Below are 24,604 nucleotides of genomic sequence, written 5' to 3' on the forward strand. Positions count from 1 at the left end.
ATTACCGAAAGGGGGTCCCCTTCATTTTAGCGTATATGTTTTACCGGACACCAATGATAAAAATTCAAATTCGAGACTCTCAAGAAAAATAGATAGATAATAGGTGTACCGCCAAGCTTTATTACTAAAATAAGTAACTGCTTTCGGTACACCTTCCTTTACTCACATAGCAACAGTTGTTATTCAATTTCAATAATCACACCTTCGGAATAAACCCTGTCCGTAAACCCTTCTTCTTTTGCTTCAGGAGTCAGAAAACCCAGTAATTTGACAATAAACCGGTACTTTTTATTCGGATCTACTGTAACCTCTGCTGTATTGATTTCATTAAATATGGAGAACTTTTGCCGGTAAATATCATCCTCCACCACTTGAATACTTACTTCCAGTGGTCGCTTGAAATCTTGCGGGATATTGTCGGGTATTTGCCATGACAATTTAACCACATTCCCTTCCAGCGTATAAGATAAATTCTCTACTTTAGGTAAAAAATGATTAAAATCTTTCCTATCAAGAATATCTCTATCGTAACATCCAGTAAATAGAACTAAGATGAGAGATGCAACAATCAGTTTTTCTATTTTTCTCATAATCATAAATTTAATTTCCAATATTAATATCCCGGATTTTGTGTATAGTTACCTTTAGCCCATTTCATTTGATTTTGGGGGATGGGGAAAAATTCATCCCTTCCGGCAGTAAAGCGGGCAACAGACAACCATGAGAATCTGGTTTTCTCTACAGCAAAATAGTTATTCATAACATCCTCTAGAATACCCCAACGCTGCAGGTCGAAGAAACGGCGTCCTTCACCAGCCATTTCCAATCGGTTTTCCCACAGCATTGCTTTCCATGCAAATTCTTTACTCCAAGTACAATTGTCTCCCGGTTTATAGATCTCTACATGATAATTCATAACAGGTGTACCGTCTGCATTGATTAACCAACCAGCGCTATGAGCAGCTCGCTGACGGACTTTATTGATAGGAATTAAAGCTTCATTCCATCTGTCCAACTGAATCAATACTTCCGCTTTCCATAATAACACCTCATCGTAGCGTATCATCCGCTTATTCATCGAATTGAACTGCCATCCATCATAGAGAAGACAACCGCAACCCGGGTGGGGTAATTCTTTTACCGATTTTAACCAACCATATTCAGCTCCGTTCCTTATTCCCCTACTTTCAAAAATCAGGTTCGGATCGTATTTCCACGGATGTCCAGGAACACCTGCTGTATGACTGAAACGAGGATCCCAAGTGTATTTATTAAAATACGCCGGATTTCCTGCATCAACAAGGGCAATATTATCACTTCCATCCACATTCTTGATGTAATCTCCATAGCAATCTTTATTGTAATCATCAAATAGGGGCAATCCGTCAGGTCCCGTTTTAAAAGCATTCCCCATATTATAACTGATATGATGGAACCCACAACATTGAAATCCAGCCCACTTCCATGGATGATTCAATCCTTCTCCTCGATTGATTTTTCCTCCGGTGAAACTGCCATCATTAATAGAATATTGAATTTCCCAGATTGACTCCTTTGTGTTGTTGTCGGATGTATGAATAAAGTTTTCTCCGAAATCTGCACAAAGATCTACCTTCCCTCCTTCCTGTTCGGTAAGCTTATTCAAGTAAACCAATGCTTCCGAGAGCCGGTCTTTATTGATATTGATTACCTGATGCCTATCGTCCTGCTCGTATGCCATGAACATTAGCGTTCTGGCTACCATCGCTGTGGCAGCATTTTTATCAACTCTTCCTTTCTCTGGTTGTACATCGGGTAGAGACACTTCAGCATCTTTAAAATCGTTCAGAATTCGCTCCCAAAGATACAAATCATTGGGATAATTGGGGTCCCTGTTAGGAATCGCTTCAAATGCAGCAGTTCCTCCCACCACATTTTCGTCTATATAAGGTATATATTTGAAAAACTGTTTGAGCCTGAAATGAACAAAAGCCCTGATAAACTTCATCTCCCCTATTCTTACATTCTTCAAAGGAAAATCCTTTTCGGAGATGTTATTCAGCTTCTGTATCGCTGTATTGCAACGCTGAATGATTTGATAAGAAACATACCATGGATAATCAAGTGGCCAACCGTTTGGAGTCAGATTCACAAAGGTTTCCATAAAACCCCATCCGTCACCTCCATCCCATACACCCCCTCCTCCTTTATATGAGTCGTCGGACCGCATAGATCCAGACCACCAGGGTGAAAAGGGAGAGTCCCAGGATGGTATGTCAGTAATTCTTGCATATGCCGCTGTCACAAAACCTTCCATATCTTCTGGAGAAGTCAGCAAACTCTCATCCAATACCTGTTTTGGAGGAACATCCAAAAAATCGGAGCAGCTATTTGCCGTAACGATGAAGGCAACAACTAAAAAAATGTATTTTAACTTTTTCATATGATAATCTTTAAAATATTTTACTTTTTTACTAAAGTACTAATAAACCTATACTCATTATTTTTCTTGTTTTGATAATGATAGTGATTTGTATACATCTTCCGAAACTATAAGTTAGAATGTTACATTAATTCCAAAAGTCATTGTAAATGGCGTCAAATAACCATACCCAGGCATTTCGGGATCGAAGCTGGTATATCCTTTTTTCTTAAGCGTAAAAACGTTATGTGCCGAAGCATAAATCCTAAGGTTCTGCATCATTATTGTGTATGCAATCTTTTTCGGAAAGGTATATCCCAACTCTATGTTTCTCAACTTCAGATAGGATCCATCTTCTACAAAATAGGAAGAAAACCGTTGCTCACTATTTGGATTTGAATTAGACATAGCAGGAATATCCGAATAGACATTATCGAAATACCATGCCCCTAATATTCTTTTTTCGTGATTCTTTCCTGCAGGCACCGAAATACTCCATAGATCGCTTTCCTGTTTCCAGGCATTATTTACCATATTTCCATATACACCTTGGAAAAAGATATTCATATCAAAATTTTTGTAACCGAGGTCAAAGGTAATACCTCCAAAAAAATCTGGATCAGAAATTCCTATATAAGTTCGGTCATACAACTCATCAATGACTCCGTTACCATCCAGGTCTTTATAACGAATTCTTCCGACCGCTTTCCCTGTCTGTTCAGCATGATTATCCACTTCTTCCTGCGTCTTGAAGATTCCGTCTGCCACCATCCCATAAAAGATATTAGGCGTTCTGCCTATCACAAAATCGCGCATGCCATCACCAGGGTATCTATTAATCACATTTTCAGGAAGTTCTATTAGTTTTGTCTTATAAGAGCCAATATTGGCAGTGATGGCATATTGAAAATCAGCCATAGGGTTATTTCTGTAAGTAATTTCAAACTCAATACCCTGATTATTCATATAGGCACCATTAATCCACGGCTCTCCTCCTTCACCCATTACGGCAATATAGGGAACTTGTACCAACACGTCTTTCGTTTTTTTAAAATAATAGTCTAACGCACCGAATAAGCGTTGATCCATAAAACCAAAATCTATACCCAAGTTAGTCTGAGTTGTCGTCTCCCACTTAAGATCGGGGTTCCCGATCCAAACTCTCCTATAACCAGACCAGAGAGTACCTGTTTCATTACCCTCTATCGGATAAGACGTACTAAAATAATCGGTCGTGAAAGGTGTAGAAGTATATCCACGCGGCAATCCTTGTACGCTCCCGTTCGTACCCCAGCTTACCCGGAATTTTAAGTCTGATACCGCTTCAATATCAGCCATAAAAGATTCGTCATTAATCCTCCATCCGGCCGAGACAGCAGGAAAAGTACCATATCGGTTATTTGGGCCAAAGAGGGAAGATCCGTCACGTCGTAACGTGAACGAGAGAAGATACTTTGAATCAAAGGCATAATTTACTTTACCAAAAAGTGAAAAATAGGTGTATTCATCTGCCGAGCTACCCAGTGAATATTTCGAACCGGTAGTTACACCAATATGAGCAAAATCTCGGTCTTCCAAGTATATACCTTCTCTTCTTGCCGAAAATCCTTCTTGTACGAATCGCGTAAATTCGATACCTGACACTGCATCAATTGAATGTCTTTTTGTATTCAGCGTATAAGAGAGTGTATTTGTCCACACGTAGCTGAGCGGGTGAGATTGATAACTTCCAACGTAATTCTCATCATTACTATTCCGTCCCCCTGTCTCAGACCATTTCCCGTCGATAATTCTGCTGTATGCATTTCCATAATCTACCCCGAACTGCGTACGGGCCGATATCCCTTTCCAGATATCAAGGTCAAGGAAAATATTACCGATTATCTTGACATAATTATTGATATTATCCTTATTCATTGTCAGAACACGTACCGGATTAGTAAAGTCGTCAAAACCCGGAGTTCCTGCCCAGTTTCCATTTATATCGTAAACAGGACAGGCAGGAGGATTGATCATTGCCCAACGTGTTTCATTCCTATCATTATATTGCAAATACGACAACGCAATATTTTCACCAATTTTCAACCTGTTATTCAATAAATTGTATTCTGTATTGGCACGGACTGAATATTGTCTGAAGAAAGTATGAATCTGTGTACCTTCATTATTGAAATATCCCAATGAGAACAGACTTTTTGAGCGATCCATTCCATGGGAAACAGTCACCTGATGATTTGTCATCAATGCGGTACGAAAAATTTCGTCCATCCAATCCGTATTCGAGCCCTGTACCGTTTTCTCCGGATTTAACCACTCTGCCGGCTTCACCTCATCGAGCACTGCTATTCCGTTTTCGTTTCTGTGCCAGGTAAAATCATAAGGAGTGGGCAATGACATAGGAACACCGTATACCTTTTCGTCATATGCATGAGCTCTGAAAGCGGCTATTCCATATTCTTCTGCATTCATCAATCTGGGTACGTTCAAAACAGAACTAAATGAGACACTTCCATTATACTCTATGGATAGGGCTCCTTCTTTCCCTTTTTTTGTCTGAATTAAAATAACCCCTCCAGATGCACGTGCACCATATATACTGGCTGAAGCAGCATCTTTCAATACCTGGATTGATTCTATATCGTCGGCATTAATATCTCTGAGATTGAGATTTTCCGTAGGCATTCCATCCAACACGATCAACGGCTTTACACCGCCCGAAAGAGAAGAGAGCCCCCTTATCTGAATATTAACGTGTTCGGCAGGATTTCCCCCATTTGTTGTGATGTACACACCGGGAAGTTTTCCCTGTAATGCTTTCATTGCGTTGGCTGAAGGATTTCTTATAATATCAGTGCTTGCTGCTATGGAAACAGATCCGGTAAGATCAGCTTTTTTTTGTGTCATATAACCCGTAAAAACCACCTCATCAAGCATGGTTGCTTCATCTTCCATAACCACATTAATTACCGTCACTCCTCTCACAGATCGTTCCACTGTTTTTTTACCGATAAAAGAAAAAACTAGTACAGCATCTTCTGAAGACACTTCCAACTGGTATCTTCCATCTATATCGGTAGTGGTACCGACAGTAGTACCTTTTACATATACACTTGCTCCAGGCAATGGCTCATTTGTGTTCTGTTCTATAACAACTCCCCTGACGGTTTTATCCTGTTGTGTCTCGTCAGGTAACTGTGTAGCAAAAACATAAACAGTAAATTCCAGAAACAAACAAACCAAAACAAGTTTGCTTATAAAATTTTTCATACGTAAATCTATTATTTAATTTATAAATTATTCATTTCCCCACAGAGTAGGACTATTGCCCTTTGCTTTTCTCCACGCATCGCGCCATTTATGGATTTCCGAAGGACCGATAAACGGCATCAGTTTGCGTTGTTCTTTTGTGGGAGCCGGGGGCAACATCATGGCTTTGTCCTGATACCAGTAGGCAACCGATCCCAGATCGAGTGTCAGATTGTTGTTGTGTCCATGTTCGATGGTTCCTTTAATTCCGTTTTCGAAGAAAATCGGATCGTTGATAAAGAAACGATACAAATGAGTTCTTCCAAGCCAACCGATGTCATTATTTATTCGTGGATAGCCGAAAAACAGGCTGGTATAAGGTTCCTTTGGGCACCAGGAGGTATTAAAGAAATCTTCGGTTCCGGTTCCGGTCATCGATGGGATTTGTTCACCATTAATAAACCACATGTCATCCCCTTCGCCGTACCACATTGGGGTAGGAGAATGCACATAGTAATTGATGCCCACAAAATGCCCTTTACCTTTTGTGTCGATAAATACGTAATTATTTTCTCCCGTAGTATTATTCCCTTGAGGGCCAAGAGTTCCCCATTCATTTTCCCCATCAGGCAATGCATTGGTCAGTTTGTGATTGTACCAGGCATGAAAACGGCCCATGCCATTAGGTAATTTATCCATTTCGAGATAATCGACATAATAATAGAAAGCATCGATGTTTCGGTTGGTTTGATTCTCTATTTCGATGCGTGCGCCTTTTTCGAATGGCATGGCAAAATAGCATGACAATCCGGTACCATTCACAGGCCCTGCATTCAGCGGAAAGGAAGAATAATTGTATTGTTCATTCCAACCCTGGCCAAAGAAGGGCCCAATAGGAGATTCAACAGAAGGATAATCGTTGCCATCCCAATACATGCGGATAATGATGTCATTTCTGTTCAATTCGGCAGGGGGCGGAGCAATGGTAATCCAGATGTGGTTGATGACTCCCTTTCCCGATATTTCGGCAATGGTTCGCTTTTCGCCGGGTTTGATTCCGGACATATTATCGGCGTTGCCGCCTGTCCTATCATAACTGCTGATCCGCTTGTTCGTAACTCCGCTTTTTATCTTTGCCAGATCGAACATTTCTCCCGACATTTCATTTTGGGAAAATAACGAAATAGCGAGGATTGAAAAAAGAAAGATAAAAACATGCCGTTTTCCTAAAATTAACTTTTTCATGAATACATTTTTTTGGAATGATTTTTATTTATACAAAGCTCCATAAGTTGAGCAAGCTCGATAATCTGCTCCTTCATTATCTGAACCGAAAGCTGACCATGCAGCAGGTCGAAATATTTTCGATTCATCGACATTATGCATGCATACCGGTATACGCAATGCTGAAGCTAACGTAATCAAATCGGCACCTATGTGTCCGTAACTGATAGCTGCGTGATTGGCTCCCCAATAGTTCATCACGGAATAAACATCCGTAAAACGACCTTTCCCCGTTATTCTTGGTACAAAAAATGTCGAAGGCCAGGTTTTGTCGGTACGTTTGTCAATAATTTCGAATACATTTTCCGGAAAAGTAGCGGTCCATCCTTCGGCTATTTGCATGACCGGGCCTAAACCCTTGATCAAATTGATACGACACATGGTTACCGGCATCCCTCCCTTGGTAAGAAATTTGGAAGAATAACCTCCTCCTCGCATATATTCCAACGAAGCGGGGTGCCAGGTCGTTGCATTCAGCATTTTATTTACCTCTTCTTCGGTAATCTTCCAGAATGGCTTCATTACCGGATTCCCGTCCTCATCGGTTTGTTCACCAGTCCCATCCAACGTACAGGAACCTGAATTGATAAGATGAATAGCCCCATCTTTTAATATCCCATCCGGTTTCCATCCACTTACTCTTTCAATTGATTCAGGACTCCAATACGAACGTACATCCGCAAAAATTTGAGCTCGATTTGTCAATAAATGATTAAATAGCATGCTAATAGCATTCAAATGATCATTTTCCGTTGCAAAAACATAGGGTTCACGAATCCCGTTCCAATCGAAGGAGGAATTCAACATCGCTTCCGAAAAATCGCCATCGGGCAGATAATCCGTCCACTGACGTTGTCCTTGAAAACCTCCGGCGATGGCATTATGTCCTAAGGCTTCTTCACCAAACCCCATTTTATCGAGTACAGGATTACCAATCATGAGATCACGCATGATCATTGTCATCTTTACCACAAATTCCCAATCCTTGTCTTTCTGTTCACGCGTTTTTTTCAAATGTTCAGGATTATAATCTTCTCCTTCACGCGACATACAATTTTCTCTTGTCCATTTCATCGCTTTTTGAAATTCATCGTTGTCATAAATTCCAAGTTCTATGCAACGCAATATCTCAACGGCATCAACAAATTCTGCTCTCATTCCAAGATAATCCTGCAAAAAATCGGGATTTGGCATTGAACCGCCAATACCCATCGCTACCGAACCAATGGTCAGATAAGATTTCCCACGCATTAGTGCCACAGCAAGTCCCGCACGACCAAAACGCAATAATTTCTCCTTGACATCGTCTGGAATTGTAGTATCTCCGGCGTCCTGCACATCTTTGCCATAAATACCGAATGTCGGCAATCCTTTTTGATTATGAACTGCCAATGCCGCTGCCAAATATACGGCACCGGGACGCTCACTTCCGTTAAATCCCCAAATAGCTTTTGGAATCATCGGATTCATATCTATGGTTTCCGAACCATAACACCAGCATGGCGTTACCGACAACGACAAACCTACTCCTTCACGTTCGAATTTCTCGGCACACATAGCCGCTTCCTTCACTCCACCTATGCACGTATCAGCTATCACACACACCACAGGAGAACCATCCGGATAACGCAACACTTCGCTATATAATGTTGCGACACTCTTTGCCAGATTCATTGTCGTTTCTTCCAATGATTCCCTAATCCCTTTTCTACGTCCGTCAATTATGGGACGGATACCGATTTTTGGATAATTTGTTTGCATACTACTTATTGTTGTTAAACGTTTAACCTACTAAAGAAAAAAATTTATTATCTTAATATCAATTCTGCATCCAGAAAACATTTCTCTACTTTCAAATTCCTCCCTTCTATCTGATCAAGCAATATCTGTATGGCATGTTGAGCCATTTCTTCGATGGGCTGTTTGACGAAAGGAATAGAAAAAGGAACCAAATAAAAAGCATCGCTCTCATCAAAACACATAATCTGGATATCCCTTTGTAAAACTAGATGATGTTTACACAGCGATTTTACACCTGCAATGGAAATCGAATTCGTAGCAAAAAAAATCCCGTCTATCTTTTCTTCCTTCTTTACCAAATAAGAAATAGCTCGGTCGATATCGCTCTTCAAAAATTCATACCGTACTTCTTGAATATTGTCCTCTTTATAAAGTCCAACTTCTTTCACGGCTTCGCAATACCCTCTCTTTCGTTCATTGATGTGAAAATGATTCTGCTTGTACATTACAAAAGCAATATTTTTACACCCTTGTTGGATCAATTGTTTCGTCGATTTATACGAGATTTCATAATTATTGATCAACACCGAGTTTACAGGCAAATCCGGATAGCTTCTATCAACCAGTACCAACGGCATTTTATCCTTCATTAAATCTTCGATCAGAAATTCGCTTCCTTCCGTTGGAGTGATGATTAAACCGTCTACCTGCCTTGATTTTAATAGTTTAATCATCCTTTCCATATTTTTGACCTGTTCATTTGTGTTGGCTACAATTACGGTATAGCCTTCCTTTTCGGCATATTCTTGAACATATAAGGCTAACGTTCCAAAGAACACATTTGAAATATCCGCCACAATTAAACCGATCGTTTTGGATCGTCCCATCTTTAATCCCATGGCGAATGTATTAGGCACATAATTTAATTCGGCCGCTTTATCCAATATCTTCTTCGCCGTATCTCTACCGACCCTCCCATTTTTATCCTTCCCATTCAAAACAAGAGAAACCGTCGCAATAGAAACTCCCAATTCCTCAGCTATCATTTTTAGAGAAACTCTTTCCACACGCCTTGCTATTAAAATAACGAAACTTTATGCAAAAGTAAAAAGTCAAACGATTAATGAAAATAAAATTAATATGTTTTACAACATATTTCACTAATTTAGAAATAATACAAATAATTTTTTGTTCCTTTTCATAGTAAAAACGCCCAAAAAACAAAAAGAGCTTAGATTTATAGCTTTACTCATGTCATATAAATAAAAATAACCTATTGTTTTTATTTTGCATACTATTGTTATTGAGATAATTATTATCGAGAGGGCTCAGCAATATAAAGTTACACAACACACCCTTGGGTTAAAAATGCAAAAAGCAAATTTCATACATTAAACCGGAAGTGCATGATATCGCCGTCCTGCACCACGTAATCTTTTCCCTCGACATACATTTTGCCTGCTTCTTTTACCGCTGCTTCAGAACCGTAAGTTATATAATCTTCATATTTGATGACTTCCGCACGAATAAATCCTTTCTCGAAGTCGCTATGAATAACTCCGGCACATTGTGGAGCTTTCCATCCCTTATGAAATGTCCATGCGCGAACTTCCTGAGGTCCTGCAGTGAGAAAAGTCTGCAGATTCAATAATTTATAGGCCGATTTTATCAAACGATTCATACCTGATTCTTCCAGTCCTATTTCGTTCAAAAACATTTGTCGCTCTTCATAAGAATCAAATTCGGCAATTTCCGATTCTATTTTTGCGGCAACTACGAGAATTTCGGTATTTTCGTTTTTAACTGCCTCACGAACAGCATCGACATATTTATTTCCCGTGACAACACTTTTTTCGTCCACGTTGCAAACATACAAAACCGGCTTATCGGTCAGCAAAAAAAGATCGAGAGCAATTTTTTGTTCATCTTTGGTATCGAAAGTTACGGTGCGTGCCGATTGGCCGCGCAACAAAGCTTCACGTATTTTGGAATATACTTCGAATGCTATTTTTGCATCTTTGTCTCCTCCGGTTTTGGCCTGCTTTTCCACTTTATTGATGCGCGCATCGATTGTTTCCAAATCTTTTAGCTGCAATTCCGCATCAACAATCTCTTTGTCGCGAACCGGATCAACTCGTCCATCAACGTGCGTAACATTATCGTCGTCGAAACAACGAAGAACATGCAAAATAGCATCTGTTTCGCGAATATTGGCCAAAAATTTGTTACCCAATCCTTCACCTTTGCTTGCACCTTTCACTAAACCTGCGATATCCACTATTTCGACAGTTGTTGGAACAATGCGTTGTGGATGAACCAATTCAGCCAATTTATTCAATCGTTCGTCGGGAACAGTAATTACGCCTACATTAGGTTCGATAGTGCAAAACGGAAAATTGGCCGCTTGAGCTTTTGCATTCGATAAACAATTGAAAAGGGTGGATTTACCTACGTTTGGAAGTCCTACTATACCGCATTGAAGAGCCATCTATCCGGAAATTTTTGAATATAAAACATTAACAGCAAAATAATTGATTTTTACTGAATTCGGGTTGCAAAGATAGCAAAAAACAATGATTTAAGCAATTAGTTTTGACGACACCCAATGGATTTACAAACCATATTTTTCGGATATTTCGAGCATTCTCTCAATGGGTTTCACCGCTTTCAGGCGAATTTCCTCATCGATGAATATTTCAGGAGTTTCATTTTTCAAACAAGCATACAGTTTTTCCAATGTATTCATTTTCATGTAGAAACATTCGTTGCAAGCGCATGTTGAATCTTCGGGAGGTGCAGGAATAAACAATTTGTCTGGATTGTCTTTTTGCATCTGGTGCAAAATCCCGGCCTCGGTTGCTACTATAAATTGTTTTCTGTCGGACCGGGTTGCAAATTTCAATAAAGAAGAAGTAGAGCCAATGTGATCGGCTATTTGAAGCAGATAATTTGGACATTCGGGATGAGCGAGTAACAAAGCTTCGGGATATCGTTTTTTCAATTCCAAAATTTTATCCATCGAAAACTGTTGATGCACGTGGCAGTAACCATTCCATAAAAGCATATTTCTTCCCGTGAGTTTATTGATATAATCACCCAGATTCCTATCGGGACCAAAAATGATTTTCTCTTCTACGGGCAATGATTCCACGATTTGTCGCGCATTTGTCGAAGTTACGACAATATCTGTAAGAGCTTTTACCGCGGCAGTGGTATTTACATACGAAATTACCGTGTGATCGGGATGCTCTTCTATAAATTTTTTAAATTCATCAGCAGGACAGCTATCGGCCAATGAACAACCTGCGGCAGTATCAGGAATAAAAACTCGCTTTTGGGGAGATAATATTTTAGCCGTTTCGCCCATAAAATGCACACCGCATAAAACAATGATATCTGCCGATGTTTTTGCCGCCCATTGAGCCAATGCCAAACTATCGCCAACAAAATCGGCAATATCCTGTATTTCGGGTTCTTGGTAATAATGACTCAATATAATGGCATTTTTTTCTTTTCTGAGTTTATTTATTTCGTCGACGAGAAATTCTTTTTTCATTTTCAACTTCTATATTTATTTCTTTCTAAAATTTAAAAGAAGGTATGATGAATATGATAATCTGTTGAAATTGTTGATTACTTTTTTTACCTTTCCACGAAAATAAGTTATGAAAAGAAAAAGCAATCTTTTCATAACTTATAAACAGTACAAATTTAATTTAATACTTAAATTTCAATCGATTACAAATTTTATCAACATTTGTTTATATCTTGCAAAGTTAATAATTAATTTCTTTTTTGTTACGGGTGGCAGTTGATAACTCATGAATGAAAACGTGATAAATTTTTTCAGTTTTTGTTCTTAAAATCAACTTTTGGTCTGCTTAAAATTTTTTTGAATTTTGCAAATCGAAATATGATTTTTTCGTGAACATACGTTTGACAAGTTATCAACATTTTTTTGCCGATGATTTTGCGGATGAACAAAAATTATATATCTGTGTTTTTTGTGTATTAAAACGGAAACCATTTATGGATTCCGGCTATATTTTTAAACAACTAATCTCCGAAAAGTATGAATCTTCTCTTTTTGCAATATCCATCGTGCGGAACATGTCGTAAAGCTGCCAAATGGCTACGTGAAAATAATATAGAAGTTGTTTCTCGTCACATTGTGGACGAAAATCCTTCGGAAAAAGAGCTTTCGGAATGGATTGAAAAAAGCGGCTTGCCGATTCTGAAATTTTTCAATACTTCAGGTCAGGTTTACAAGGAGAATAATCTGAAAAATATCGTCAAAACGGCTTCGAACGAAGAACTCATCCGCTTGTTGGCTCAGAGCGGAAAGTTGATCAAACGACCCATTCTTGTAGCAGATGATTTTGTTTTGGTCGGATTCGATGAAATGGAGTGGGGAAATAAATTAAAAAATTACGTACAGACAAAACCTTCGAAATGAAAATTGGAGAAATAGAGTTTTCTCGCTTTCCGGTTTTTTTGGCTCCGATGGAGGATGTAACCGATATAGGCTTTCGGCTTTTGTGCAAAAGATTTGGAGCCGACATGGTTTATACCGAATTTGTTTCGAGCGACGCTTTGGTTCGAGAAGTAAAAAAAACCAGGGAAAAACTGGTGATTAGCGATGACGAACGTCCCGTTGCTATTCAAATCTACGGTCGCGATCCCGACGCGATGGCAGAGGCTGCCAAAATTTGTGAGGAAGCCAATCCCGATGTAATCGATATAAATTTTGGTTGTCCGGTGAAAAAAGTTGCCGGCAAAGGTGCCGGATCCGGGATGCTTAAAACGCCGGAACTAATGCTCGAAATTACGGAAAAGGTGGTGAAAGCGGTCAAAAAACCGGTTACGGTGAAAACACGGTTGGGTTGGGATGAACATTCGAAAATCATCGTTTCGCTGGCCGAGCAATTGCAAGATTGTGGTATTGCAGCACTTACCATTCACGGTCGAACGCGCGCACAGATGTACACCGGCGAAGCCGACTGGACACTGATCGGCGAAGTGAAGAACAACCCGCGAATGCATATTCCCATTATTGGAAATGGCGACATCGACTCAGCGGAGGTTGCCAAAAAACGATTCGAGGAAACGGGTGTGGATGCCGTGATGATTGGAAGAGCAAGCATTGGCCGACCATGGATTTTTAGCGAAGTAAAACATTTTCTCACCACAGGCGAGCGGCTTCCACCGGAATCATTCAAATGGTATTTGGATGTCCTCAAACAACAAGTTTTGCAGAGTGTGGAACGGTTGGATGAACGTCGTGGCATTTTGCATATTCGACGTCATTTAGCAGCTACACCCTTGTTTAAGGGCATTCCCGATTTCAAACCGACACGCATTGCGATGTTGCGAGCCAGTACAATCGATGAGTTGTTTGCCATTATGGACGAAATTCCCGAAAAATTTGATCGAATAAGTTTTATTAGTAAGCACAATTAAATACTCGTTTCGTATTATTTCCGGAGTTCATCGGTGATTGATCTTAATTCGCCGGAGGACATTTTAATATTATCCAGGATTACCGACTGCATCTTAAAATCTTTCGGATTATGTAATTTTTGATTCGAAATTATTGGCAAATTAGTTGCTCGTGCTGCTTTCGGTTGTACCGGTTGGTATGAATTGTCGCCGGTAATCAAATATAAGGCTTGACCCAGAAACACGTCTTTCGTATCACCCAATGGCGTCCAATAATCGATATATCCAAAACCTTCGTTAAAAATGTTGCTTGAATCGGGAAGCAATCCATCGGTAGCCGAAAAATCGAGTCCGCCCTTATCGGTATATTTTGCTACGATTGGTTGCATAGCCCAGTTCGTTAAAGATTGTTGTTCGTCACTTGTTAATTCATTTTTGTCGTAGATAGGAACAGCTCTGACATTTCCATTTTCATCAGGCAAAGTGTCGTAGGCATGTAGCGTCCATGATGCTGTGTATTTACCGCCGGTTTTGTTGCCAATATGAATCACTTCCATGTAAGGTTTCAGACAAAAAATGGTTAATTCGGCTGCCGAATACGAATCGCGTGTAGCAATAATATAGATGCGGGGCAAATCAAGATTATTTGTAAGCGGATTTTGTTCGGATGTATTGTCGTACTCACCCAATAAGTAACTTCTACTATATTTATGGGCATCAAAATAATTGTTTAAATCGGTGTTGTAAGAAAGTTTAACCAATGTCGATTTCGATTGTACATAATTTTTAGGGGCAACGAGCGAACTTAGGTAGGTGGCTGCCGTAATTGCACCACCGTGATTGTACCGTAAATCCAGAACCAAATCAGTTATACCTGCCGTTTTTAATTTTGAAAATTCTTGGAATAGGGAATTATTGAATTCGGATATAAAATCCGTGTAAAACAGATAACCGATTTTTTTGTCGCCTATTTCATAAATACTGTCCAGAAGCACAGGATTGGTGCTGATAACAGTGGGAGTGATTGAAATGTCTCTGTCTTTTACGATGTCGTTTGCAGTAAGTTTATAAATTGAAAAGGTTACCGGATCACTTCCGTAAAGTTTTCCGAAATTACTATCGGTAATCGGTTTGCCGTCGATTTGACCGATGATATCCAGTCGTTTCAATCCGGCATTTGATGCAGGAGTATCGGGAAATACATAATTGACAATTGCGTAATTTTGCGAATTTGCATTCATAAATGTAAACGAAGGGGCACCCGATGCTTTTGGAGTACCCGAGAAATCGTTGAGCAATGATTGAACATCATCCGTTATCCACGACCAACCGTGTTGGCGGTCTGTGCTATTCAGGATTCTGTAGAAATAAGCTTCGGGATCGGTATCGGCAACCGTAGGTTTTTTGTTTACAACTTCATTTGCCCACAGATAATAAGTGGACATTCCGTCGTAAACAAATTGCGAAACGGGGTTTATTGTATCATTGGATGTGTCAACGGGAGAATCTTTTTCGCAGGAAGTCAGTATGAACGAAAACAACACTGCAATGAGGCCGAGAAATAAAATTTTTTTCATAGGAAATATATGAAGTATGTAATTGAATTTATTTACAATATCAGAATGCCCTTTCCCTGACGGATAATTACGGGTTCATCGCCGGTACAATCAACTACGGTCGAAGGTTCTATGCCGCCGGGTCCGCCATCTATCACAATATCTGCTATCGATGACCATTTTTCGTGGATCAGTTCGGGGTCAGTCAGATATTCTATCTCATCATTGCCTTGCGACACCGATGTACTCAAGATAGGGTTTCCCAATCGTTCGGCTAGTTGGCGAACGATATTGCTATCGGGCACGCGGATGCCGACGGTTTTTTTGTTTTTGTAAATTTTCGGTAGGGATGATGTTGTCGGCAAAATAAACGTAAACGGCCCGGGAAGATTGCGCTTCATCAGCTTGAAAGTAGGTGTATCCACTTTGGCATATTCGCTGATTGAGCTTAAATCGCTGCAAATAATCGAAAGGTTGCTTTTTTGGGGATTGATGCCTTTGAGAGCACATATTTTTTCCACGGCACGAACGTTGAGTGCATCACAACCGATGGCATAAAGCGTGTCGGTGGGATAAATGATGGTTCCACCGTCACTGAGCACCGAAACTACTTTGTCGATTTCGCGGGAATTGGGATTGTCGGGATATATTTTTATCAACATAACGGATGCAAATGTATAAAAAAATAACTCTGAATAGACTTTCAGAGTTATTTTTTGCCAAAGGATCGGCGGGTACGAATGAGATATCTCCCTGAAAGGAGAACTATCCGTAAACGATTTGTCCGTTTTGGTCACGGGCTTCATCGAGTCCGTTACTATACTGCTTCATGGCTCGAAGGCTCATACCCATACTCGAAAATCCGCCGTCGTTGTAGAGGTTTTGCATGGTAACTTTTCGGGTAAGATCCGAAAACATTACGATGCAGTAGTCGGCACAGTCGTCCGCATCCGCGTTTCCGAGAGGTGCCATTCGGTTGGCAAAGTCCATCAAATCTTCCATTCCTTTCACGCCGCTGCCGGCGGTTGTCATCGTAGGCGATTGTGAAATGGTGTTGATGCGAACTCCTTTTTCGCGGCCGTAAATGTATCCGAAGCTACGTGCGATAGATTCGAGCAGTGCTTTGGCATCGGCCATGTCGTTATAGCCGTAAAATGTGCGTTGAGCAGCTACATACGAAAGTGCAAGCACGGATCCTCCCTCTGCTATAGCGTCCAATTTGCGTGCAACTTGAAGCATTTTGTGAAATGAGATGGCCGAAATATCGAGCGTCTTCATGAACATGTCGTAATCCAGATCGTCGTATGTCCGTTTTTTGCGTACGTTGGGAGACATGCCGATAGAATGAAGTACGAAATCGATCTTGCCTCCCAAAATCTCTACCGATTTTGAAAATACCATTTCGAGATCATCCACATTGGTCGCATCTGCAGGCAGGATCTCGGCATTGAGTTTCTCACCTAATTTGGCTGTATCGCCCATACGAACTGCCACGGGCGTGTTGGACAGGGTGATGGTTGCTCCTTCTTCAACGGCTCTTTCGGCAACTTTCCAAGCGATGGACATGTCGTTCAATGCGCCGAAAATGATGCCTCGTTTGCCTTTCAATAAGTTGTGATTCATCTTTTAGTTTTCTTTTTGTAATCTGCAAAACAGAAGTGTTTAAATATAAAATCTGCACAAAAGTACAAAAAATGTGCAATATATAAACATTTTTGTGCATAATTGGTTCGTATTTCAACCTATTTCGGAGTCGAAATGGTGCGAAAACTTTGCCGAATATTTATTTTCCGTTAAATTTCCATCGCGAAACTGGGTTTACGGTTGATCCATTTGCCGCGAGTGAAATCGGGAAATTCCAATAATTGACCGCCGTTGGCGATGGATTGTTCCGATAGAGCCGAGATGGCGCTCCAGGCTGCTGCATCGTAGCAGTCCAGCGGAACGGGTTTGTTTTCGCGCACGGCGTTAAACAGGTCCATCATCATCACGTAGTCCATTCCGCCGTGACCGGCATTTTGCGCCGCATCGCCGTATCTTTTCCACAGCGAGTGATCATATTTGGCAAACCAGTCGCTCGATTTGTCCCACTGATGGGGCTTCGATTTTCCTTCGATGTAAATTGTATCGCCGTCATTGTACCATAAACCTTCGGTTCCCTGCAGGCGAAAGCCGAGTGAATAGGGTCGGGGGGAGTTGGTATCGTGTGTTACGATGATGGTTTCGCCTTTCACCGTGTTGATCATGGTAGTAACGATATCGCCCAGTTTAAAATCGATGTCGGCATACGGATGATTCGGGCCTCCGTTATCGACGATGAATTTGTGCAAGCCCCGACTCTTGGTTGCCATCGACGAAAGCGAAACGAAGAGATTTCCTCGGTTAATGTCGAGCCACGTGCCTACGGGTCCGATACCGTGGGTAGGGTATAGATCGCCGTTTCGCTTCACGGAATGGAAAGTTCGCCATACGGCTTCGCCGATAGCTCCCGGTCCCATTTTCAGTTCGGTGCCGGGAACGTACGAATAGGATTTACCGTCGTTGAATTTCACGGCGCGCAAATCGTGCTCATAGCCGCAACGGCAGTGTATCAATTCGCCAAAAAGGCCTTCGCGAACCATTTTAAGTGCGGCCATCACGTCGCGCCGGTAGCATACGTTTTCGAGAATCATGAGTTGCGAACCGGTTTCTTCGGAAGTGTTCACCAAATCCCAGCATTCGTCCATCGTGTTGGCGGCCGAAACTTCCACACCAACGTACGGCACTCCGGCTTTCATGGCGGCAACCGACATGGGCACATGCCATTCCCACGGACTGGCAATCAGTACTACATCGAATTCTTCGTTGGCGAGCATTTTTTCGTATTCATGTTCACCTCCTTTGTAAATTTTAGGAAGTTCTTTCCCTTTTCGTTTAAAGGTTTCTTTGGTCATGTTGAGCGAAAAGTCGGAAACATCACAAATCGCCACGATTTTGGCATCGTCGAATGACAATACGTTATTGAAGTGTTCTTGCGAACGAAATCCCGTCCCAATGAATCCGACCCTGATTTTTCCGTCTTTTGATGGAATTCTTTGTTTTTGTGGGGCAACGATAGGCACTTTTTGCGCTGCACTTGCCAATGGAGCTGTTGCCAATCCGGCGCCGGCTATGGCGGCCGTTTTCAAGAAATTGCGTCTGGTACTCATGATAATTGTTGGTTGTGTGGTTTAAAATATTGTTGATCAATTGCTTTCAATACAATCCTTTTTCTTCTAAAGGGCATGATGTGTGCAAGATCATCTCCTTATTATTTGTTCGTGAAAAAGTAAATTATAGTGTTTGCATCTTTTTTTGCCGCTTTCACAAAAGTAAGTGTTTCCCTCTTTTTATCAAATTTTATGTCGAACGAAATGAACATTTTGCCACAAAATTGTTATTATTCCATAGAGACTTTCCGGAATATGTTATGATTGTAACTTATATTTTTCATAGTGGCTACGTGATCGAAACCGAACGATTTTCGATTGTTTTCGATTTTTATAAAGATGCAAAGAAATCTGATGGAACTTATTTTGTGCGGGATTATCTGCTGAAAAAACCTGAGGATTTATACGTATTTTGTTCACATTCTCATCCCGATCATTTCAATCCGGAAATTCTATCGTGGAAAGAAAAGAAAAATAATATTACCTATATTTTTGCTAATGAGCTGCTCGAAAACAAGCAAACCATTGGAACAGGCGTGCATTATCTCGCCAAATATGCAAAGTTCGAGGATTATAACCTTTGGGCACAACTGTTTGGATCGACCGATTTGGGTGGTTCGTTTTTAGTGAATGTGAACGATAAGTTGATCTTTCACGCGGGAGATCTCAATAACTGGCATTGGAAAGAAGAAGTTTCCAAAGAAGAGGCTCTTGTTTTCGAAAACAATTACCTTTGCGAATTGGAATTGCTTGCCGAAAACGTGAATCATCTTTATCTTGCCATGTTTCCAATAGATCCGAGGCTTGGTAAAGAATACATGCGGGGAGCAGAACAGTTTGTCAGTAGAATTCCTACGGAGTATCTCCTCCCCATGCATTTTGGCGAACAATACGCTAAAGTCAACGCTTTCGAAAACATTGCCCGGCAAAACAACTGCAATTATCTTAAAGTAACTCATACCGGTCAGTCATTCGAACTATAAATTTGAAAACGAAATGAATATTACAAGCAGATTTGATCACTACAACATCAACGTATTCGACCTCGATCGCAGTTTGGCTTTTTACCGCGATGCGCTGGGGCTTACTGAAGTCCGCCGAAAAGTTGCCGAAGACGGGTCATTTATTCTCGTTTATCTGGGCGATGGTGTTACCGGATTTTCGCTCGAACTCACTTGGCTTCGCGATTGGGATAGGCCTTACAATATGGGAGATAATGAGCAACACCTTTGCGTGCGCGTGCAGGGCAATTACGATTCCATTCGGGCTTATCACAAGGAAATGGGTTGTGTTTGTTACGAAAATCACGACATGGGTCTCTACTTCATTAACGATCCCGACGGATACTGGATCGAAATATTGCCTCTTCAAAATTAATATCAATTCAGAATGGATTTTTTTAATTATCATCGCCGTCCAACCATCGATGTGCATATCGGAAATATCACGATGGGAGGCAGTCATCCCATTGTGTTGCAAACGATGACCAATACCAACACGCTCGACACCGATGCGAGTGTGGCACAATGCGAGCGAATTATTGCTGCCGGAGCCCAACTCATCCGACTCACGGCACAGGGTGTGCGCGAAGCCGAAAATCTTCGCAACATCAAACAGCAGCTTCGCGACAAAGGTTATTCTACACCTCTTTCAGCCGATATTCACTTCAATCCTCGTGCCGCCGAAGCTGCAGCCAAAATTGTGGAAAAGGTTCGCATCAATCCGGGCAACTTTGTGGACAAACAAAAAACATTTGCCCAACTTGAATATACCGACGAAGAATATCTTCAGGAATTGCAGAAAATTCGTGTAAAAGTGGTCGATTTTCTCAACGTGTGCAAGGAGTATGGCACGGCGGTACGCATCGGTGTTAATCACGGATCGCTTTCCGATCGCATCATGAGTCGTTATGGTGATACCCCTCAAGGAATGGTGGAATCGTGTATGGAATATCTGCGTATTGCTTTGGACGAAGGTTTCACCGATATTGTGATTTCGATGAAAGCCTCCAATACATTGTTGATGACCAAGGCCGTCCGTTTGCTCGTTGACAGGATGGATAAGGAAAACATACACTTTCCTCTCCACTTGGGCGTTACGGAAGCCGGTAATGGTGAGGATGGGCGCATCAAATCGGCAGTAGGAATCGGTGCATTGCTTTCTGACGGATTGGGAGACACAGTTCGTGTTTCCTTGAGCGAGGATCCTGAAGCCGAAATTCCGGTAGCACGAAAATTGGTTGATTATGTTCTGCAAAGGCAAGGGCATCCGAAAATTGAAGGAAAAATCTTTGAAGGATTCGACCCTTTTTCCACCGATCGGCGCAATACATCTGCAGTTCGCAATATCGGCGGAGATTTTGTGCCTGTTGTTATTTCGGATCGCAGCCAAACCGAAGATATGACGATACATCCACATTTCATTCCCGATTTTATGTATGTCGGAGCCAGTATTCCCGCGAATTTTCCGAAAGGAATGAAAGCGATTGTCGATTATAAGGGATGGCACAACGAGATCGATCGTTTCCCTCTTTTTACGGTTCAAAACATGAACGAAATTCCCAACTCGGAGGCTAATGTCAATTTTCTGCGAATATCTTATCCCCAATTATCGGATGAGGTGATGAATATGTTGAAAACCTATCCCAATGTGGTGGCGATATTAACCACAAACCATGTAAATGGGGTAGGGGAGCAGCGCGCTTTTTTTCATGCATTGCTCAATGCCGATTGTCGTGTACCGGTCATCTTGCAACGCCATTATGCCGAGAATGATCCTGAAGATATTCAGGTGAAGGCCGGTGCGGATTTCGGAACCGTTCTGCTTGACGGTTTTGGAAACGGTGTGATGTTGAGTAATGTGGGAACTATTTCGCCTGTGGATATCGATTCTTACGCTTTCGGCATATTGCAGGCTGCACGTGTTCGCACAAGCAAAACCGAATTTATTTCGTGCCCGAGTTGTGGCCGCACATTGTTCGATTTACAAACAACGGTTGCGTTGATAAAGCAGCATTTTTCGCACCTCAAGCATCTTAAAATCGGCGTGATGGGTTGTATCGTTAATGGGCCCGGAGAAATGGCCGATGCCGATTACGGTTATGTCGGGGCTGAACATGGCAAGATTTCACTCTACAAAAAGAAACAGCTCGTCGAAAAAAACATTCCGCAAGAGCATGCTGTGGAGCGACTCATCCGGTTAATCAAAGACAATGGCGATTGGGTGGATCCGGATGATAATTAAATGAAAAAAGGTGGCGGAAAGCCACCTTTTCACTTCTCATTTCAAAGAAATGTGAAGTGGGGTCGGATTAGCTATATTATCACTGACCGGACAACGCGACTCGATGGTTTTTATCCATCTTGCAAGCGTTTCTTTATCGGCATCGGCATCGGGAGTAATTTCAACGTTGATTTCTTTGTATCCTGCCCTTTCGGTTGTTTCTTTTCCAAAGAGCTTATCGGTGTTTAACGTACCGGATAATTTAATTTCTACGCTGCGTAGCGTGAAGTTCATTTCTCTTGCTACAACATGACACATCACGTTTAAGCAGCCCGAAAGGGCTGCAAGCAGGTATTCAACAGGGTTTGCGCCCTCGTTGGTACCTCCCAGTTCAGTCGGTTCATCTATAATCATCTGAAAGCTTCTTGCTTTTACGATGGTTTTTGTTGGATTTGCGCTATGCGCATTTACACGAAATGTTGAGTCTGCCATAATTTTAAAATTTGGGAAAAACGTTATAGTTAATTGTGGCTGAATTCCACTTTTTCAAAAGTAATAATTAACTTGATATAAAAACTTTAATTATCCTTAAATGTATATTTGTGTCAATTGTTTCGTAATTCCCAAAAAAGTAGTAATATTGCACCCGCTTTCAATGAATAATTGAAACAAAGGTCCCATAGCTCAGTTGGTCAGAGCACCTGACTCATAATCAGGGAGTCCTTGGTTCAAGCCCAAGTGGGACCACTCGTACAAAAACAAAACCGCTGAATTTCGGCGGTTTTTTATTTTTCAGTCCGGATTCCGGTTGCAATTGTGTAACTATTATTCGGATCAATTTCGTAGAATAATGGAGGAACGGTTTATATCAATCCTATTTTTAATGTATTACAGATTTTCTTTCTTTTCCTTACTTCGACAAACATTTGGGAGAGCACAGGATATTCTTGAGTTATATGACAAGGAAGTCGAAGAGAAACAGGTTACGGAATATCCACTCACTAACATCGAAAACATTCTGCTCAACAGTACCCGCCTGATATTGGATCAGTCAATTGAACGAGTTAGGAACAACTTAACTATCGCCAATCCTATCATCAATAAATCAACCAATCGATAAATCGTCAAGTCGGTTACTATTTCTCCATTCTCCATTGTCGAATCATACTATCGCCGTATTTGCGCCGTACTTGGCTCTTGTTGACCTTGCACAAACTCCAAAAGATGGTAGCTGTTTTTGTCGGTGATTCGTTATGTCTTATCCTGCTACATTTGTTGCGATGCCCAATTGCTGAACTTTTCGGGCAATTGCATTGAGTGTGTCCATAGAGGCCTTTTTAAGACCGCCGGCGGGCGTTTCGCGATCGATAGTGTAGATCATCACTTCGCGAGGGCGAAGCGTGTCAACAAGCTCCAACCAGGCTGAAACTTCACGTTCTGTCGTGTTGTCGATTTGCGTTCCTTCAAATTCTCCTTTCAAAAACATGGTTTGCAGGATAAAATTCCCCTCGAACTTGCGATAAAGCTCTACCTGTTTTGCCACAGAATAGTTGGGTGAATTGGGGCGATCGATGAAGCGTACCGTATCGTCGAAAGCCGAATCGAGTTTCAGCACGGGATTGTCGATTTTTGTAAGCGCTTCAAACACACTTTTTTTCCCGACATTCATGCCGTTTGAAAGTACACTGATTTTGGCGTTCGGAAAATATCGGTTTCGTAGCTCCAAGGTATCTTCGATGATTCCTTCAAATTCGGGGTGCATTGTGGGCTCACCATTTCCGGCAAACGTAATTACGTCGAGTTTGGTTTGTTCGCGATGAAGCGTTTGGAGTTTGTCTTTGAGCGCTTCACGCACGTTTTGGCGATCGGGCAAGTGTGTTTTGGAGCGGAAATCCTTGTTGAATCCGCATTCGCAATAAAGACAATCAAACGAACACAATTTGCCGTCGTAGGGTAAGAGATTCACTCCCAACGAAGTGCCCAAACGCCGGCTATGAATGGGCCCATACACAATTTCGTGGAAAAGGATGGTTGACATAAACGTTTAAAAAATTAAGTTATAACCATGAAACAATCTGACCGGTTCCAAATCCGATAATCACATACCGTAAGAATTTTCCGATCGTCATTGTTGTCAATACTGTCGGAGTATTGGCGCGCATAAATCCCAACGCTACCAAAATTGCATCGCCTATAGCGGGAAGAAATCCAAAAAAACCCATAACAGCTCCCTTTCCGTGCAACCATTTGATGGTACTGTCGATTTTTTCGGGTTTTATCTTGAAATATTTTTCGAGCCATTCCGTTTTGCCAAGTCTTCCGATGTAGTAGCAGGTAGCACCACCGGCCGCATTTCCGATGGTGGCGAACAGTATGCATGTCCAAATATCCATTCCTACGGCGATGAGGGCTGCAAAAACGACTTCAGAGCTGAATGGCAGCACCGTTGCCGCAAGAAAAGAAGCGAGCAGCAAACCCCAATATCCATATTCTGACAATCCCTCGAGCATGATTTTCTGATGTTTTTT

General features: G+C 41.3%; 21 protein-coding genes and 1 tRNA gene. 7 read left to right on the forward strand and 15 right to left on the reverse strand.

What is annotated here, in order from left to right:
• Positions 1 to 179: 179 nt before the first annotated feature.
• The 8 genes from EJN84_RS05440 to nadA form a co-directional block, all read right to left on the reverse strand.
• Positions 180 to 590 (reverse strand): DUF4945 domain-containing protein, encoded by a 411-nt coding sequence (locus EJN84_RS05440; RefSeq protein WP_317125854.1) that lies wholly within the window; start codon positions 588 to 590, stop codon positions 180 to 182.
• 23 nt (positions 591 to 613) lie between these two features.
• On the reverse strand, positions 614 to 2,422 hold the full coding sequence (locus tag EJN84_RS05445) for a RagB/SusD family nutrient uptake outer membrane protein (RefSeq protein ID WP_165004095.1): 1,809 nt from the start codon (positions 2,420 to 2,422) through the stop codon (positions 614 to 616).
• A 114-nt stretch (positions 2,423 to 2,536) separates the two neighbouring features.
• Positions 2,537 to 5,668, reverse strand: coding sequence for a SusC/RagA family TonB-linked outer membrane protein (locus tag EJN84_RS05450; RefSeq protein ID WP_129594468.1), 3,132 nt, complete (start codon positions 5,666 to 5,668; stop codon positions 2,537 to 2,539).
• Between the two features lie 27 nt (positions 5,669 to 5,695).
• Positions 5,696 to 6,892 carry a glycoside hydrolase family 172 protein gene (locus EJN84_RS05455; protein ID WP_129594469.1) on the reverse strand — a complete coding sequence of 399 codons (1,197 nt, stop codon included), beginning with the start codon at positions 6,890 to 6,892 and terminating at the stop codon, positions 5,696 to 5,698.
• Positions 6,893 to 6,916: 24 nt separating this feature from the next.
• Positions 6,917 to 8,692 carry an L-fucose isomerase gene (locus EJN84_RS05460; protein ID WP_129594470.1) on the reverse strand — a complete coding sequence of 592 codons (1,776 nt, stop codon included), beginning with the start codon at positions 8,690 to 8,692 and terminating at the stop codon, positions 6,917 to 6,919.
• Positions 8,693 to 8,739: 47 nt separating this feature from the next.
• The gene (locus EJN84_RS05465; RefSeq protein ID WP_238943936.1) at positions 8,740 to 9,717 is read right to left on the reverse strand and encodes a LacI family DNA-binding transcriptional regulator; all 978 of its coding nucleotides are present in this window, start codon (positions 9,715 to 9,717) and stop codon (positions 8,740 to 8,742) included.
• A 338-nt stretch (positions 9,718 to 10,055) separates the two neighbouring features.
• The gene (ychF, locus tag EJN84_RS05470; protein WP_129594472.1) at positions 10,056 to 11,159 is read right to left on the reverse strand and encodes a redox-regulated ATPase YchF; all 1,104 of its coding nucleotides are present in this window, start codon (positions 11,157 to 11,159) and stop codon (positions 10,056 to 10,058) included.
• A gap of 123 nt (positions 11,160 to 11,282) precedes the next feature.
• Complete coding sequence (gene nadA / locus EJN84_RS05475) at positions 11,283 to 12,227, reverse strand: quinolinate synthase NadA (RefSeq protein WP_129594473.1); 945 nt, start codon at positions 12,225 to 12,227, stop codon at positions 11,283 to 11,285.
• A gap of 516 nt (positions 12,228 to 12,743) precedes the next feature.
• Between nadA and EJN84_RS05480 the strand changes: the two genes are divergently transcribed.
• Together EJN84_RS05480 and dusB are read left to right on the forward strand one after the other, a co-directional pair.
• Positions 12,744 to 13,127, forward strand: coding sequence for an arsenate reductase family protein (locus EJN84_RS05480; protein WP_129594474.1), 384 nt, complete (start codon positions 12,744 to 12,746; stop codon positions 13,125 to 13,127).
• On the forward strand, positions 13,124 to 14,131 hold the full coding sequence (gene dusB, locus EJN84_RS05485; protein ID WP_129594475.1) for a tRNA dihydrouridine synthase DusB: 1,008 nt from the start codon (positions 13,124 to 13,126) through the stop codon (positions 14,129 to 14,131). The genes EJN84_RS05480 and dusB overlap by 4 nt, the downstream gene beginning before the upstream one ends.
• Before the next feature lie 14 nt (positions 14,132 to 14,145).
• Here dusB and EJN84_RS05490 read toward each other — a convergent pair whose 3' ends face one another.
• The 4 genes from EJN84_RS05490 to EJN84_RS05505 all read right to left on the reverse strand — a co-directional run bounded on the left by EJN84_RS05490 (position 14,146) and on the right by EJN84_RS05505 (position 18,857).
• Positions 14,146 to 15,687 carry a S41 family peptidase gene (locus EJN84_RS05490; RefSeq protein WP_129594476.1) on the reverse strand — a complete coding sequence of 514 codons (1,542 nt, stop codon included), beginning with the start codon at positions 15,685 to 15,687 and terminating at the stop codon, positions 14,146 to 14,148.
• A gap of 32 nt (positions 15,688 to 15,719) precedes the next feature.
• Positions 15,720 to 16,328, reverse strand: a complete 609-nt coding sequence (locus EJN84_RS05495; protein WP_101487219.1) for an L-threonylcarbamoyladenylate synthase — start codon at positions 16,326 to 16,328, stop codon at positions 15,720 to 15,722.
• Between the two features lie 103 nt (positions 16,329 to 16,431).
• Positions 16,432 to 17,289 carry an enoyl-ACP reductase FabI gene (locus tag EJN84_RS05500; RefSeq protein WP_101487218.1) on the reverse strand — a complete coding sequence of 286 codons (858 nt, stop codon included), beginning with the start codon at positions 17,287 to 17,289 and terminating at the stop codon, positions 16,432 to 16,434.
• A 170-nt stretch (positions 17,290 to 17,459) separates the two neighbouring features.
• The gene (locus EJN84_RS05505) at positions 17,460 to 18,857 is read right to left on the reverse strand and encodes a Gfo/Idh/MocA family oxidoreductase (protein WP_129594477.1); all 1,398 of its coding nucleotides are present in this window, start codon (positions 18,855 to 18,857) and stop codon (positions 17,460 to 17,462) included.
• Between the two features lie 257 nt (positions 18,858 to 19,114).
• Here EJN84_RS05505 and EJN84_RS05510 point away from each other — a divergent pair, with 257 nt between their 5' ends.
• From EJN84_RS05510 to EJN84_RS05520, 3 genes are read left to right on the forward strand one after another with little or no spacing between them, the layout of a single operon-like run.
• A complete protein-coding gene (locus EJN84_RS05510; protein ID WP_129594478.1) occupies positions 19,115 to 19,837 on the forward strand; it encodes an MBL fold metallo-hydrolase in 723 nt (240 codons plus the stop codon).
• 13 nt (positions 19,838 to 19,850) lie between these two features.
• Entirely contained in the window at positions 19,851 to 20,231 is a 381-nt protein-coding gene (locus EJN84_RS05515) for a VOC family protein (RefSeq protein ID WP_129594479.1), read from the forward strand.
• Positions 20,232 to 20,243: 12 nt separating this feature from the next.
• Positions 20,244 to 22,097, forward strand: coding sequence for a 4-hydroxy-3-methylbut-2-en-1-yl diphosphate synthase (locus tag EJN84_RS05520; protein ID WP_129594480.1), 1,854 nt, complete (start codon positions 20,244 to 20,246; stop codon positions 22,095 to 22,097).
• 36 nt (positions 22,098 to 22,133) lie between these two features.
• Here the strand turns inward: EJN84_RS05520 and EJN84_RS05525 are convergent, their stop codons facing one another.
• Positions 22,134 to 22,568 (reverse strand): OsmC family protein, encoded by a 435-nt coding sequence (locus tag EJN84_RS05525; protein ID WP_129594481.1) that lies wholly within the window; start codon positions 22,566 to 22,568, stop codon positions 22,134 to 22,136.
• Positions 22,569 to 22,749: 181 nt separating this feature from the next.
• Here EJN84_RS05525 and EJN84_RS05530 point away from each other — a divergent pair.
• Both EJN84_RS05530 and EJN84_RS05535 read left to right on the forward strand, forming a co-directional pair.
• Positions 22,750 to 22,823 (forward strand) — tRNA-Ile (locus tag EJN84_RS05530).
• 136 nt (positions 22,824 to 22,959) lie between these two features.
• Positions 22,960 to 23,196, forward strand: a complete 237-nt coding sequence (locus EJN84_RS05535; protein ID WP_129594482.1) for a hypothetical protein — start codon at positions 22,960 to 22,962, stop codon at positions 23,194 to 23,196.
• 138 nt (positions 23,197 to 23,334) lie between these two features.
• On the opposite strand, the gene EJN84_RS05540 is transcribed toward EJN84_RS05535, so the two are convergent.
• A complete protein-coding gene (locus EJN84_RS05540) occupies positions 23,335 to 24,114 on the reverse strand; it encodes a radical SAM protein (RefSeq protein WP_129594483.1) in 780 nt (259 codons plus the stop codon).
• A 19-nt stretch (positions 24,115 to 24,133) separates the two neighbouring features.
• Positions 24,134 to 24,586 (reverse strand): YqaA family protein, encoded by a 453-nt coding sequence (locus EJN84_RS05545; protein WP_129594484.1) that lies wholly within the window; start codon positions 24,584 to 24,586, stop codon positions 24,134 to 24,136.
• Positions 24,587 to 24,604: the final 18 nt, after the last annotated feature.

Origin of the sequence: Seramator thermalis, from assembly GCF_004138125.1 — a bacterium.
GTDB classification, from domain to species: Bacteria; Bacteroidota; Bacteroidia; order Bacteroidales; family Dysgonomonadaceae; genus Seramator; species Seramator thermalis.